Below are 14,102 nucleotides of genomic sequence, written 5' to 3' on the forward strand. Positions count from 1 at the left end.
CGCAGCCAGGCCGAGCTTCCACCAGCTCTCCCGGTCACTGGCGGCGGGCGTGCGCTGAGCCGGGTCCTGGGGCTGCGCCGCCATGCCGGTGGCGGCTATACGTCGTCTTATGGTCTCTTCTTCTGCCTGGCGGTGGTGCACCGTCAGTACCCGGCCGACCAGGTCGAAGTCGAGCCGCTCGATGCCCGGTGTATCTTCCAGCGCCCGGCGCAGCAGCGCCTCCTCGGTGGGGCAGTCCATCGCCTCGATATGCAGGCGCAGCGCCTGCGTGCCCGGGGGCGAATCGCTCCGCCTGCTCGGGGAACGGGTAGTCTCGGCTGGTAGGCCGCTCGAGCAGCAGGTACGTTCGGTCATGGTGGGGCTCCGTGTCATCGACTATGGTAATGACACACCCTGTAGCCACTATAGGGTCAAGCGAATTGCGAGGTGACCGTGAAGATCGGCGAACTTTCCACCCGTACGGGCTGCCCGGTGGAGACCATCCGCTATTACGAGCGGGAGGGGCTGCTGCCCGAGCCCGCCCGAAGCAGCGGCAACTATCGGCTCTATGCCGAGCCCCATGCCGAGCGACTGCGCTTCATCCGTCACTGTCGCACGTTGGACATGACGCTGGACGAGATCCGCACCCTGCTCGACTACCACGACCACCCCCGTCAGCCCTGCAATGCGGTGAACGGTCTGATCGACGAGCATCTGGCCCACGTCGAGGCCCGTATCGAGCAGCTGCAGGCCCTGCGCGAGGCCCTGGCCACCCTGCGTTCGCGCTGCAATGGCGAGAGCGATTCCAGCCACTGCGGCATCCTGCAGGAGCTGTCGCAGTCGTGGCCGGGGAAGGCACCGGACAAACCGAGCAACGACAGCCATGTGGCCGGCGCTCACCGTCGCTGTTGATCAGTGCTGCTGGAAGACCCGCCGACCCATTGCCCACACTTCATCGATTGCCCATTCGTCTTCGGCCAGCACCAGCAGGTCGGCATCTCGACCCGCTTCCAGTCGCCCCTTTTGAGGGAGCTTGAGCGCATCGGCGGCATGGGTGCTGGCGACGCCGATGGCGCGCTCCAGGGGGATGCCGTGGTCGTTGACGCACTGGCCCAGCACCTCGAAGAGGCTCTTCAGGCGGCCGGCCCTGAGCCCGACGAAGCGGCGGGCCTCGTCGAACTGGGGCAGCGATGCGTTGGCATCCGAGGAGAGGGTGATCCTTGTGGGTTCCACACGCGCTTCGAACGCCCGGGCCACGGCGTCGGCTGCCGGGACTTCGCCACCGGCCAGCAGTTCCGGCGTGGTGCTGGTGGTGAAGTCGATACGGCCCCCCTCGCGGGCGAAGCGCAGGCCGTCCTCGAACAGCGCGGGGGTGCGGTTGATATGGGTGGGCAGGAACTGGGCAACGGGAATGGCGCTGGAGCGGGCGGCCTCCCTTAGTGGTTCGAGGTAGGTGGGGGCATCGCCGGTGTGAATGAAGACGATGCCCGACTTGCCGGCCAGCATGCCGGCGGTGCGGGCCTCCGAGGCGAGCCGGGCAAGCTCGAAGGCACTGGGCTGGGAGCCACGGTGATCACTGATGGCCACTTCCCCCAGCCCGATGAATTCCGGAACGAAGAGGATATCGCTGCCCACCGAGCCGGTGAGCGTCACCGGCGGCAACTGGTAGGAACCGGTATAGCAGTAGGTGGTCAGGCCGCCGGCAGCCAGCTCCCGGGCCTTGCCCAGGAGGTTAGCCGGCGTGCGGGTCAGAGCATCGGTACCCAGCGCGCCGACCAGGGTGGTGGTGCCTGATGCCAGGGCGTCTTCCAGAGTGAGTTCGGCGGTACGGGTGCCGAAGCCACCTTCGCCGCCGCCGCCGATGAAGTGCACCAGCGGGTCGACCAGGCCGGGTATGACCCGGCGGCCTTCCAGATCGATCACCTCGACGGCGCCACCGTCGGCGGGCGGTTCGGCATCGGCCGACACGATGGCGGCAATGCGCCGATCGGCAATCAGCAGATGGCAGAGCCCCAGGGATTCGGGCGCGAAGAGGCGTGCATTCTTCAGCAGGGTCAGCATACAGGGTCCTGATTCAGCGGTGTTGGAAGCAGCGAACGCCGGCAGGGCCGGCGTTCGGAGGCGTTGTCGAAGGAGGCTCCTAGAGCTTGATATCGTAGCTGAAGTACCGATTCATGATCTCGTCGTAGGTGCCATCTTCCTTGAGCGCGGTGAGCGCTTCATTGAAGTCATCCGCGAGTGCCTGGTCGCGCTTGCGGAAGGCCACGCCCACGCCCTCGCCGAAGATATGTGCGGGCTCCTTGATGAAGCCGCTGATACGCTTGAACTCGCTCTCGTCGGTGTCAATCGCCATGTTGGACTCCGCCACCGGATAGTCCATGAAGGCCAGGTCCAGGCGGCCGGCACGCATGTCGGTGACCACCTCGCTGCCGCCGGTGTAGCGACGCACTTCCACCACGTCGCCATAGAGTTCGGTGACATAGTTGTCCTGCAGCGTGGCACGCTGCACGCCCACGACAAGCCCTTCGAGACTGGCGCGGTCGTCGATGTCGATCTCCCGGTCCAGCGCAGTGACCCAGACGCTGGGCGTTGTGTAGTAGGGTTCGGAAAAGAGCACTTGCTGGGCGCGCTCCTCGTTGATCGACATCGACGACATGATGGCATCGTAGTTGCGTGCCAGCAGGCCGGGGATGATGCCGTCCCAGTCCTGTTCCACCCAGGTGCAGGTGGCTTCGAGATAGGCGCACACGGCTTCGCCCAGCTCGATCTCGAAACCGGTCAGCTCGCCATCGGCCTGGCGATACATGAACGGTTCGTAGGGGAGGTCGACGCCGAGTCGGATATCGCTGTAATCGCGAGCCTGGGCGGTGCCGGCAACCAGGGCGGCGCCCAGGGTGGCGGCCAGCAACAGGGATGTATGACGCATGGGACTCTCCATTGGTACATGCCATCAGCGCATGATCTGCGCGCAGGCAGCTTGTGTTTGTTGTCAGGCAGTGACGCACTACAAGGTGCTGGGCCGTGAGGCCGGAGCCGTTACCGACGTAACGCAGTCATGGGCAGGCAGTAGAGTAGCCGGGGCCATGTCTTGGATCACGAGGAAGACGGCAGAAAACGAGGCACTGGCGTGCCGAGCCAGGAGGCTGGCTGGGGGAGGGGGCTATTCGTCGAACCATTCGCTGAGATAGAAACTCTCAACGAAACAACCTTTGGTGCACATGGGTAGAACCTCTCGCTCTTTGCAAGGCGACCTGCAAAACATGCGTGAACGCGCCGGGCATGTCAAGCGGCCACGCCATGCGGATGGCGTGGCCTTGACGACGCTCCCGACGGTGCCGGGAGCGTAGGGCAGGCTTACTCGTCGCCGAAGTAGCGCTCGAAGATTTCGTCGTAGGTGCCGTCTTCCTTGAGGGTGGCCAGTGCTTCGTTGAAGCGTTCGGCCAGTGCCTCGTCACGCTGACGGAAGGCGATGCCGAAGCCTTCGCCGAAGTACTCCTCGGGCTCGGTGACCATTTCGCCGACCACCTGGTACTCGCCTTGGTGGTTTTCAAGCAGCGTGACCTGGCCGACGATGAACTCCAGGAAGACGAGGTCCAGGCGCTGGGACTGCAGGTCAAGCACCATGTCGTCGGCGGTGGAGTAGCGGCTGACGTTGGCTACGCTGCCGTAGTTGTCGGTGACGTAGTTGTCGAAGGTGGTGCCACGCTGCACGCCAATGCTCTTCTCGGTCAGGCTCTCTTCATTGATCTCATCGATCTCGCTGCCGACGGGGGCGAACCAGGCTCCGGGGATGGTGATGTAGGGATCGGAGAAGAGCACGGTCTGGCGACGCTCTTCGTTGATCGTCATGGAGGACATGATGGCGTCGTAGTTGCGTGCCAGCAGGCCGGGAATGATGCCGTCCCACTCCTGCTCGATCCACTCGCAGGTCACACCGATCTCGGCGCACAGGGCGTTGCCCAGCTCGATGTCGAAGCCGGTCAGCTCGCCGTCGGCGTCACGGTACTCCATTGGCTCGTAGGGAATGTCGACGCCGAAGCGTACGTGGTCGTAATCGCGAGCCTGGGCAGTGCCGGCGGCCATGGCCAGGCCCAGGATGGAGACAGTCAGCAGTTTTTTCATAGTGGCTTCCTTGTTGTCATTTCGTGCACCGTTTTACGGTGACGTCGCGCCTGAATTTAGCGCAGCCACGCCAGGGTCGAAAGCCCCCGGGCGTGATTTCTCCAACGCCTGTTTGACGTTGCCTCTTTAGCCGCTCTGGGGCCTGAGGTGGGCGAGCAGCCGTTTTTCCAGCCAGCGGAAGAAGAACAGAATGGCGAACGTCAGGCAGAGATAGATCGCCGCGGCAAACAGGAATGCTTCGAACGGTGCGTAGAAGCGTGCATAGACGAAGCGGGCTGCGCCGGTGAGATCCATCAGCGTGACCACGCTGGCGATGGCGCTGGCATGGAGCATGAAGATGACTTCGTTGCCATAGGCCGGTAGCGCCCGGCGGAAGGCGCTGGGCAGGATGATGCGCCGCATCATCAAGCTCTGCGACATGCCGTAGGCCCGCGCCGCTTCGATCTCGCCCCGGGCCGTGGCCTTGATGGCGCCGCGGAAGATCTCGGTGGTATAGGCCGCGGTGTTCAGCGTGAAGGCGATCAGCGCCGGGTAGAACGCTTCCCTCAGCATCGGCCAGAGGAAGGTCTCCTGGATGCCATCGAAGAAGACGACGCCGTAGTAGATGATGTAGAGCTGGATCAGCAACGGCGTACCGCGAAAGACGTAGGTATAGACGTAGATCGGCAGGCTGATCCAGCGGTGCCGGGAGCTGCGCCCGATGGCCAGCGGCACGGCGAGCACCAGCCCCACCAGCAGCGACAGGAACACCAGCTGTGTGGTGGTTACCAGGCCTTCCCAGTAGAAGCCGATGGTGTTGGGCGTGAAGATGCGATTGTCGGCGAGTAGCGCATTGAACCATTCCATATCAGTGCTCCCCGAAGCCAACGTTGTAGCGTTTCTGCAGTCGGACGAACAGCCACTCCGAGACGCTGGCGATCAACAGGTAGACGGCCGCGACCGGCAGCAGGAAGGTAAAGGGTTCATGGGTGGCGCGGGAGGCTTCGGCGGCCACCCGCACCATATCCGTCAAGCCGATGACCGACACCAGGGCGGTAGTCTTGAGCAGGACCATCCAGTTGTTGGAGAGTCCGGGCAGGGCATGGCGCATCATCAGAGGAAAGCGAATACGCCGAAACACCAGCCAGGGGCTCATGCCGTAAGCCTTGCCGGCTTCGATTTGGCCATTGTCCACTGCCATGAAAGCGCCGCGGAAGGTCTCGCCCATGTAGGCGCCGAAGATGAAACCGATGGTGAGTACACCGGCGGCGAAGGCGTTGAGGTTGACGTACCAGTCCACGCCGAAGCGGTCGTAGATCATATCGGTCACCACGTTCAATGCCATCTGGCCGCCGAAGAACAGCAGCATCATCAGCACCAGGTCGGGCACGCCGCGAATCACCGTGGTGTAGAGCGTGGCAACCTTGTGCAGCAGCCAACTGCGCGACATCTTGGCACTGGCGGTGAGCAGTCCCAGTACGATGGACAGTATCAGCGACAGCAGTGCTAGCTGGATGGTGACGCCGGCGCCTTCCAGTAGCCGGGGCCCATAGCCGTGTAGGTCGAGCATGGTGGAATTCCTCAGTACTTCGGCGCCAGGAACTGCTTGAGCCGCGGCGAGGTGGGGTTGACCAGCACATCCTGGGGCGGTCCGGCCTCTTCCACCAGGCCCTGGTGCAGGTAGATCACCTGGCTGGAGACGTCGCGAGCGAAACCCATCTCATGGGTGACCACCACCATGGTGCGCCCCTCGTCGGCCAGGCCGTGCATGACCTTGAGCACATCGCCGACCAGCTCCGGGTCCAGCGCCGATGTGGGCTCATCGAACAGCATGACCTCCGGGTCCATGGCCAGTGCCCGGGCAATGGCGCCGCGCTGCTGCTGTCCGCCGGACATCTGCGCGGGGTAGGCGTCGGCCCGGGCGGTCAGGCCAACCCGCTCGAGCAGGGCACGGCCTTGTTCGATGGCTTCTTTCTTCGGCTTGCCGAGCACATGGATCGGCGCCTCGATGACGTTTTCGAGCAGCGTCATGTGGGCCCAGAGGTTGAAGCTCTGGAATACCATCGACAGCTTGGCGCGCATCCGGACCACCTGCTTCCAGTCGGCCGGCTCGCGACCCTGGCGGGTCTGCTTGAACTGCACCGCTTCGCCGTGGACGATCAAGTCGCCTTCGTCGGGTTGCTCGAGCAGGTTCATGCAGCGCAGGAAAGTACTCTTGCCGGAACCGGAGGCCCCGATCAGGGTAATGACATCACCTTTCCTGGCCTGCAGCGACAGGCCCTTGAGCACTTCGGTATCGCCGAAGCGCTTCTTGATGTTGCGCACTTCGAGAGGAATCGGGGTATCGGCCATGGGTGGACTCCAGGTCGGGACGAGTCGCCAGGGCGACTGGCCGGTTTAAGCGTGCCGGGATGAAAAAGGGGCGATTCTAACAGGCCGGGGCGCTTTGGCCAGGTTGGCCTGGAGTTAAGACCATTCGACCTTGGTGGAGTGCGCAAGTGAAGTCGATCATGAAATTGCTCCAAATTATTGTTGTGAAGGCGGTGTTTATTCTGCCAATGGCGTCATGCGTGGGTAAATTGAGTGTCGCTGCTTGTCACTTGGGCGGCTCGGTCCGAGTCGCGAGCAGTGCTGCCCGAGCCCCCAGCTCGACATTGGCGTTGGGGAACACCACGCTCAGCGGTTGCTCACCCACGACATAGTTGCCTGCCTCTGCGTCCTCGGCCAGCCGTGTGCCCGGGGCAAACTCGGTGAAGTTGGGCGTGTCGTCGGCGAAGCAGAGTCGGAATGACTCGGACTCACGCATCAGCTCATGAGCGACACGGAAGAAGGCCATTTTCGCCGCCGGCGCCCGAGGCGGCTGGCGACCCGCAATCAGGTCTTCCAGCAGCCGGCCCATCGGCGCGAGGACCGTCAGGTCGTTATGACCGAAGGGCAAGGCTCGGCCCAGCTCCAGGGTGAATGCCTGGGCCTGGTGATAGTGCTTCGAGTAGTGGGAGAAGGTCCAGCTGTGGCGGTGCTGGTGCAGTGCCGCCTGGATATCCGCCGCGGCCAGCCATGCCCATTGCTCGGGCTGGGTCGTCGTCTCGGCGAAAGGTTCGACCACGAAGCGCGGGTAACGGCTGTCACGGATGGCCGTGTGCAAGTCGTAGTGCAGGCGGGGAAATCCGGCCTGGCGTGTGAAGAAGCCATCGATCGCCTCCATCAGTTCCCGCGCTCGCTCGGGCTCCCTGCCTTCTTCATCCAGCCCTTGGCGGAACAGCCGGTTGAGGTTGGTTGTGACATAGCGCTCGCCGCGGCGGATCGATTCCAGGTTGCCCAGAATCACCAGCACCGGTGCGCCCACCGCGAGGAGCCCCGCTTCGAGCCGGGCAAGGCAGCTGCCGAGCAACTCGATGGGAGCCGTCTCGTTGCCGTGAATACCCGCGGAGAGAACGCAGGCCCGGGCATCGCTGCCAGGGGTGTCGGGAATCAGTTCGAGTATGCCCGGAGCGTGAAACAGGAAGCGTCCACCCGCCGTGCGACCCGCACGCTCGGTGGGTATCGTCCCCTCCAGACTCAGTTCGATCCAATCCGCCAGCATGTTGCTGCCCTGCTCGTGTCGTGAATTCTGAGCTACCTTCCCGTCCAGGCGCCTTTCCCACAAGCCCCGGCGTCGGGCTGGTGAAAGCTCGGGTGCGATATTGAAACTGGCGTTCAGCGCCACTCGTTGCAGGCGTCACCCTGTTCGACCTTGATCAGCTCATTCACTGGGAAGGCCATGCGCTCGGCATCCTTCACCAGTTCACGGTAAACGGCTGGGTCGAGTTCGGGCTCGCGGGACAGAATCCAGAGGTAGTCGCGGCTGGGGCCCGAGACCAGCGCCCAGCGATAGTCATCGTCAAGCGCCAGTACGTTGTAGCCTCCAAAGAAGGGCCCGAAGAAGCTTACCTTGAGGTGCGCCACGCTCTCGTCCCTGACGAAGTAGGCGCGCCCCTCCGCCTCGTCCACTTCGCGGGCATCCAGGTTCACGCCGCGGTTGATGACCCTGACGCCGCCATCATCGCGCAAGGAGTAGTCGGCCGTGACACAGTCCAGACCCCGCTCGAAGGAGTGGTCGAGCCGGGCGATCTCGTACCACTTGCCCAGGTAACGATCGAGCTCGAAGCCGGTGACCGCTTGAGTGCCCTTGGGGGTTCCGGTGCACGCGCTCAGCACCAGGCTGGTGAAGAGGGTGGTCATGATGGCGGTGCGCTGTTTCATGGATTTTCCTGTCGAAGTGAGGCGTGCCGTGCAGACCTTTGGCCAATGGGGGTGGGCGCAAACGAAGCTTAAGCTGGCACCATCTGATTCTGACGGCGAGGAGCCTGCCATGCCAACCGCTCGCGTTGACGATTCCCTGGATCATGCCCGGCGACTCAATGCCCATTACGATGCCGCGACAACGAGCGAGGGACGAGACCTGCTGGCACGCCTGCGCGATGCCTTCCTTGACGCCGGTTGCGACCCCGACCGCCTGAGTGTCGATGAAGTGGCCGGTATCGACCAGCTGCACCTGGGTGGGCGCCGCGCCAGTCGCTCCCTGGCGGCGATGGGCGGGTTGCAAGGTGGTGAGCGGGTGCTCGACGTCGGCTGTGGAACCGGCGGTGCCAGCCGGCTGCTGGCCGCCGAGTACGGCTGCCACGTGGTGGGTGTCGATATCACGGCGGCCTTCGTGGAGGTGGCCAGCTGGCTCAGCACGGCCACCGGGCTGGCCGAGCGCACCCGTTTCCTGTGCGCCGACGCCGGCAGTGTGCCGCTGGCCCCTGAAAGCATCGATCGGGTGTGGTGCCAGCATGCACTGATGAACATGCCCCATGTGCCGCGGGTGTTGGCGGAGTGGCGGCGCCTGCTGGTGCCTGGTGGGTGCGTGCTGCTGCATGAGGTCGTTGCCGGTGACAACCCCGAGCCGCTGGTACTTCCCGTTCCCTGGGCCCGTACGCCGCTACCAGCCATTTGCGTAGCCGGGAGCAGCTCGAGCGCAGCATGATGCTATCCGGTTTCGAGCCGCTGAGGGTGGATGATGTCACTGATGCGGCTCTGGCCTGGCGACAGGTGCATAGCCGACGTGAGAGTCGCCCTGATGACGCACTCGAGAAGAGCCGCAGACTGCCGGGTCCGGAGATGATTTTCGGGGAGGTGTTTCCCACCATGGGGCGTAACCTGCGTGACAATCTCGCCGCAGGCAAGGTGCGCATTCTCGAAGGGGTCTGGCGTGTCATGAATTGACGAATTCGAACGGAGAGGACGAAAACTTTCGCTTTCCTGCACGCTGACGCTTCCTACGCTGTAGTTATCAGCCATGGCTGACATATTCCGTTTTCAGCAGCAGAAGTCGTGCCAAGGAGGCAACTGATGACCAAGGTTCTCGTGCTTTACCACTCCATGTATGGCCACATCGACACCATGGCCAGGGCGGTGGCAGAAGGCGCCCGAAAGGTCGGTGGGGTTGAGGTGGACATCAAGCGGGTACCGGAAACGATGGATGCCGAGACGTTCGCCAAGGCGGGGGGGCAGGAGTTCAATACTCCGGAGGCGTCACCTGACCAGTTGGCCGATTACGATGCGGTGATCTTTGGCACACCCACGCGCTTCGGCAACATGTCCGGTCAGATGCGCACCTTCTTCGACCAGACCGGCGGGCTCTGGGCCAATGGGGGACTGCGCGGCAAGGTGGCCAGCGTCTTCACCTCGACCGGAACTGGTGGGGGGCAGGAAACCACCATCACCTCCTTCTGGCATACCCTGGCTCACCAGGCATGGTGATCGTGCCGCTGGGCTACGGCATCGATGAGCAATACATCTTCGATCAGGCCGGTGGCGGCAATCCCTATGGGGCTTCCACCATCGCCGGCGGTGATGGCTCGCGCCAGCCTGACGAGCGCGAGCTGACAATCGCCCGTTTCCAGGGCGAGCATGTGGCAGAAATTGCCGTCCGTCTCGCTGCCTGAGCGTTCTGCCGTCGAAAAAGGCGCCCGGCAAAACTTAACGGCCCCGAGGGTTGGACACCCAATCCAACCGTCGGGGTGTTGCCATGAAGAATCGGTATGACAAGACGCCATCGGCCGCGAGTGTCAAGTCGTCTGTATCTGCCGCCCTCGCAGCAGGTAGCTGAGGGGATGCAGCACCAGCCAGGCGGCGATGGCAAGGCCAACCATGGCACCGATCAGCGCCACCCAGTCGAAGGCGGTGGCCACGTAGGCAAGCCGTGAGTTGGTGAAGGCGGGAATCCACCATAGCCCGGAGAGCCCCACGGCCAGTGCCGCCAGGTTGGCGCCCAGGCAGCGATAGGCGAGGGCTCGGTAGCCACGCAGGCGGGCGACCAGCTGTATGACCACCAGCAGCGCTAGCCCGGCCACGATCAGCCACAGGAAGGGGGCCAGCGCGTACATCAGAATGGTCAGTGCACCTTGAATCGTCATTGTCCGCTCTCCTCAGGCCTGGCCTTCCAGCACGGCGTAGTAGGCCGGCTGCAGCATGCGATCCTTCATCGTCCAGGCCACCCAGGACTCGTCGCGCGGGTCGATGAACGGGAAGGAGGGCAGGAAATCCAGGTTGTTGTCGTAGCCGAACTCCACCAGCATCGCCTTGCCGATGCCGGTGATCATCGGGCAGGAGGTGTAGCCGTTATGGCGGGCCGGCAGCGGCTGCTCCTGCATCTGGGCCAGCAGGTTGGCCTCCACTACCGGAGCCTGGGCCTTGACGCTGGCGGCGGTCTTGTTGATCGGTGCACCGATCACGTCGCCGATGCCGAACACTTCCGGATAGCGGTTGTGCTGCAGGGTATGGATGTCGACATCGAGCCACTCGCCACGGAAGGGGCCATCCAGTGCTATCAGGTCGCTCGCCTTGACGAAATCCGGTGCGCTCATCGGCGGCACCACATGGATGAAGTCGTAGTCGGCGATCACTGTGCGCTCGCCCTCCTGGGAAAACTCAGCCTCGCGAAGCTCATGGTGAGAGGTGAACTCACTGTCCGGGCCGACGAAGGTGAACTCCGCCTGGCGAGCGCCGGGGTCGATGGCGGAGAGCCGATAGTGATGGCGGCGGGTGACGCCCTGGTCGTCGAAGCGCTGCTTGACGAAATCGTTGACCCAGGGCTGGCTGAATAGTGCGGCGCCCGGGGCCAGGAACTCGACCTGGAAGTCATCGCGATGGCCGGTCGCCTCCAGGCGCGACAGGGTGGTGAAGGTCATCTTCAGCGGGGCGCCGGCACATTTCACCGGGGTGGGGGCCGCTGTGAAGATCCCCTTGCCGCTACCCTGGGCGATCCAGGTGTCAATGGCATCCCGGGTGCGAGTGGCGCCTTCGATGCTGGCATAGACGCTGCCGATGCCATTGGTGCCGACCAGCTCGGGTGACATCCCGTCGATCAGCTGATAATTGAGCTGCAGTCCCGTGGCCACGACCAGGTAGTCATAATCCAGCGATGAACCATCCCCCAGCTCGACCCGGCGATTGGCGGCATCGATGCCGGCGGCGGGCTGGCGAACCCAGTCGATGCCGCCCGGCACGAAGCGGGCGTTGGGACGCATGGTCTTCTCGGGCTTCCAGACACCGGAGGCCACCAGTGTCCAGCCCGGCTGGTAGTGGTGAATCTCGCGGGGTTCGACGAGAGAGATCCGTGCGCCGTCGAGGCGACGGGAGAGGCGGTTGGCCATGGCCATGCCCGCGGCGCCGCCACCGAGGATGACGACACGGGCAGTGGTTGACAGGGTGCCGGCCTGCAGGCTGCCCAGGGGCAGCAGGCCGGCGACGCCGGCGCCGAGCCCCAGCTTCAGGAGCTGGCGCCGGTCAAGCCGGGGCGGTTCGTGGGGGCGTGTCATGGGAGACTCCTGCTAAGAGTGTCAGGATGTATTTGTTATATCCTTATAACTGTATAGTTTATATCCTAGTCTTAACGCTTCTGTCTCTCCATCCTTAGTGTGCGACAAGTTGACGCATATCAAGGCAGGTCGTCGGCCTCCCGGTGGAAGTCATGCATGGCGAGAGCGATAAAGCACCCGCCGCGTGCCTCCTGAATCTGGCGGGGATTGGTTACCCTTGCAGCCGCTCGGCGATGGCGCGGCCGAGCGACTCGGTGTTGCCCTGGCCGCCCACGTCAGGCGTCAGCTGGGTAGCATCGCCTTCGGCCAGTACCGCTTCGAAGGCATCGACGATCGCCTTGGCAGCATCGGCATGACCCAGGTGTTCCAGCATCATGGCACCGGACCAGATCTGGCCAATGGGGTTGGCAATACCCTTGCCGGCGATATCCGGGGCGCTGCCGTGCACCGGCTCGAAGAGGCTGGGGAACTTGCCTTCCGGATTGATGTTGGCCGAGGGTGCCACGCCGATGGTGCCGGTGCAGGCCGGACCCAGGTCGGAGAGAATATCGCCGAACAGGTTGCTGCCCACCACCACGTCGAACCAGTCGGGATGCAGGACGAAGTTGGCGGTGAGGATATCGATGTGGAACTTGTCGACGCTGACGTCCGAATAGTTGCCTGACATGGCCTCCACGCGTTCGTCCCACCAGGGCATGGTAATGGCGATGCCGTTGGACTTGGTGGCCGAGGTCAGCTTCTTGCGGGGACGGCTCTGGGCCAGGTCGAAGGCGTATTTCAGTACCCGGTCGACGCCGTGGCGGGTCATCACCGTCTCCTGGATCACCACTTCTCGGTCGGTGCCCTCGAACATCTTGCCGCCAACGCTGGAGTACTCGCCTTCGGTATTCTCGCGCACCACGTAGAAGTCGATGTCGCCGGGCTTGCGATCGGCGAGCGGACTCTTGATACCCGGCAGCAGCTTGCAGGGGCGCAGGTTGATGTACTGGTCGAACTGACGGCGAAATTGCAGCAGCGAGCCCCAGAGAGAGACATGGTCCGGCACAGTCTCAGGCCAGCCCACAGCGCCGTAGAAGATCGCATCGAAGTCCTTGAGCTGCTCGAACCAGTCGTCGGGCATCATCTGGCCGTGCTTCACGTAGTAATCGCAGCAGGCGAAATCGAAATGCTCGAGCGAAAGATCGATGCCGAATCGCTTGGCGGCGGCTTCCAGTGCGCGCAGGCCTTCCGGCATCACTTCGGTGCCGATGCCATCTCCGGGGATGACGGCGATACGTTGCGTCATGTTCAGTTCCTTATTCGGTTTTCATGAATTGAATGATCTGGTCGTACAGCGCATCCGGTGCTTCCTCGGGAATATAGTGCCCACAGGGCAGCGCCTTCCCATCGACCCGGTCGGCGACGGCGCGCCATTCCGCCAGGGGGTCGAAGCAGCGCTCGATGATGCCGTGCTGCCCCCAGAGCACCCTCACGGGACAGGCGATGCGACGCCCGGCCTCACGATCGGCACGGTCATGCTCCAGGTCGATGGTGTTGGAGGCGCGGTAGTCCTCGCATAGGGCATGGGCGGCACCGGGCTGGGCCAGGCAGCGCTGGTACTCGGCGATGGCCGCCGGGTCGAATGCGTCGAGCCGGGCGTGACGTCCGCCCATGGTGCGCGTGATGTAGTCGGCCGGTGATGCCTCGATCAGGGTCTCCGGCAGCGGTGCCGGCTGGATCAGGAAGAACCAGTGGAAGTAGGCGGTGGCGAAGGTCCGGTCGGTCTTCTCGTACATGGCCAGGGTCGGGGCGATATCGAGCAGCATCAGCTTCTCGACCGACTCGGTGTGGTCCATGGCCAGGCGATGGGCCACACGGCCGCCGCGGTCGTGGCCGCAGAGCAGGAACCGCTCGAAGCCCAGTTCACGCATCACCGCGACCTGGTCGGCCGCCATGACGCGCTTGCTGTAGTTGGCGTGATCCGGCTCCCCGGCAGGCTTGGAAGCGTCACCGTAGCCGCGCAGGTCAGTGGCCACGACGGTGAAATGACGCGCCAGGGATTCGGCCAGTCGATGCCAGATCATATGAGTCTGTGGATGGCCATGCAGCAGCAGGAGGGGCGGGCCCGAACCACCGATGCGACCGGGTATGCAGATGCCGTTGTTGTCGATCCTGAACGATCGAAATCCCTCGAACATG

General features: G+C 63.7%; 16 protein-coding genes and 1 pseudogene. 4 read left to right on the forward strand and 13 right to left on the reverse strand.

All coding sequences use genetic code 11. The features are described 5' to 3' along the window. Nucleotides 1-354: cation transporter (locus Q427_RS03320; protein WP_043510980.1), on the reverse strand; the 354-nt coding region annotated here is incomplete at its 3' end. A gap of 78 nt (nucleotides 355-432) precedes the next feature. On the opposite strand from Q427_RS03320, the gene cadR reads away from it, so the two are divergent. After that, on the forward strand, nucleotides 433-891 hold the full coding sequence (gene cadR, locus Q427_RS03325; RefSeq protein WP_043511007.1) for a Cd(II)/Pb(II)-responsive transcriptional regulator: 459 nt from the start codon (nucleotides 433-435) through the stop codon (nucleotides 889-891). On the opposite strand, the gene iadA is transcribed toward cadR, so the two are convergent. The 8 genes from iadA to Q427_RS03365 all read right to left on the reverse strand — a co-directional run bounded on the left by iadA (nucleotide 892) and on the right by Q427_RS03365 (nucleotide 8,322). Then, a complete protein-coding gene (gene iadA / locus Q427_RS03330) occupies nucleotides 892-2,040 on the reverse strand; it encodes a beta-aspartyl-peptidase (protein WP_043510983.1) in 1,149 nt (382 codons plus the stop codon). A gap of 79 nt (nucleotides 2,041-2,119) precedes the next feature. Beyond that, entirely contained in the window at nucleotides 2,120-2,905 is a 786-nt protein-coding gene (locus Q427_RS03335) for a transporter substrate-binding domain-containing protein (RefSeq protein ID WP_043510986.1), read from the reverse strand. Between the two features lie 428 nt (nucleotides 2,906-3,333). Continuing rightward, entirely contained in the window at nucleotides 3,334-4,101 is a 768-nt protein-coding gene (locus Q427_RS03340) for a transporter substrate-binding domain-containing protein (protein WP_043510987.1), read from the reverse strand. A gap of 126 nt (nucleotides 4,102-4,227) precedes the next feature. Continuing rightward, complete coding sequence (locus Q427_RS03345; protein ID WP_043510989.1) at nucleotides 4,228-4,947, reverse strand: ABC transporter permease; 720 nt, start codon at nucleotides 4,945-4,947, stop codon at nucleotides 4,228-4,230. 1 nt (nucleotide 4,948) lies between these two features. Beyond that, nucleotides 4,949-5,650, reverse strand: a complete 702-nt coding sequence (locus Q427_RS03350; protein WP_043510990.1) for an ABC transporter permease — start codon at nucleotides 5,648-5,650, stop codon at nucleotides 4,949-4,951. A gap of 11 nt (nucleotides 5,651-5,661) precedes the next feature. Further along, a complete protein-coding gene (locus Q427_RS03355) occupies nucleotides 5,662-6,432 on the reverse strand; it encodes an ABC transporter ATP-binding protein (RefSeq protein ID WP_043510993.1) in 771 nt (256 codons plus the stop codon). A gap of 244 nt (nucleotides 6,433-6,676) precedes the next feature. After that, complete coding sequence (locus Q427_RS03360) at nucleotides 6,677-7,663, reverse strand: succinylglutamate desuccinylase (RefSeq protein WP_043510994.1); 987 nt, start codon at nucleotides 7,661-7,663, stop codon at nucleotides 6,677-6,679. A 113-nt stretch (nucleotides 7,664-7,776) separates the two neighbouring features. Then, complete coding sequence (locus Q427_RS03365; RefSeq protein ID WP_043510997.1) at nucleotides 7,777-8,322, reverse strand: lipocalin family protein; 546 nt, start codon at nucleotides 8,320-8,322, stop codon at nucleotides 7,777-7,779. Nucleotides 8,323-8,431: 109 nt separating this feature from the next. Between Q427_RS03365 and Q427_RS03370 the strand changes: the two genes are divergently transcribed. The 3 genes and pseudogenes from Q427_RS03370 to wrbA all read left to right on the forward strand — a co-directional run bounded on the left by Q427_RS03370 (nucleotide 8,432) and on the right by wrbA (nucleotide 10,049). Continuing rightward, a complete protein-coding gene (locus Q427_RS03370; RefSeq protein ID WP_051496098.1) occupies nucleotides 8,432-9,088 on the forward strand; it encodes a class I SAM-dependent methyltransferase in 657 nt (218 codons plus the stop codon). After that, a complete protein-coding gene (locus Q427_RS33210; protein ID WP_051496099.1) occupies nucleotides 9,085-9,327 on the forward strand; it encodes a hypothetical protein in 243 nt (80 codons plus the stop codon). Before Q427_RS03370 ends, Q427_RS33210 begins: the two co-directional genes overlap by 4 nt. Before the next feature lie 126 nt (nucleotides 9,328-9,453). Continuing rightward, nucleotides 9,454-10,049 (forward strand): annotated as a pseudogene (gene wrbA, locus Q427_RS03375) (NAD(P)H:quinone oxidoreductase). A 123-nt stretch (nucleotides 10,050-10,172) separates the two neighbouring features. Here wrbA and Q427_RS03380 read toward each other — a convergent pair. The 4 genes from Q427_RS03380 to Q427_RS03395 all read right to left on the reverse strand — a co-directional run. Beyond that, nucleotides 10,173-10,520 carry a hypothetical protein gene (locus Q427_RS03380; RefSeq protein ID WP_043510999.1) on the reverse strand — a complete coding sequence of 116 codons (348 nt, stop codon included), beginning with the start codon at nucleotides 10,518-10,520 and terminating at the stop codon, nucleotides 10,173-10,175. Between the two features lie 12 nt (nucleotides 10,521-10,532). After that, complete coding sequence (locus Q427_RS03385) at nucleotides 10,533-11,924, reverse strand: NAD(P)/FAD-dependent oxidoreductase (protein ID WP_043511001.1); 1,392 nt, start codon at nucleotides 11,922-11,924, stop codon at nucleotides 10,533-10,535. A gap of 211 nt (nucleotides 11,925-12,135) precedes the next feature. After that, nucleotides 12,136-13,209, reverse strand: a complete 1,074-nt coding sequence (locus tag Q427_RS03390; RefSeq protein ID WP_043511002.1) for a tartrate dehydrogenase — start codon at nucleotides 13,207-13,209, stop codon at nucleotides 12,136-12,138. Between the two features lie 10 nt (nucleotides 13,210-13,219). Then, a partial coding sequence (locus Q427_RS03395; protein WP_043511005.1) for an alpha/beta fold hydrolase occupies nucleotides 13,220-14,102 on the reverse strand: 883 nt, incomplete at its 5' end.

It is taken from the genome of Halomonas sp. BC04, from assembly GCF_000568385.1.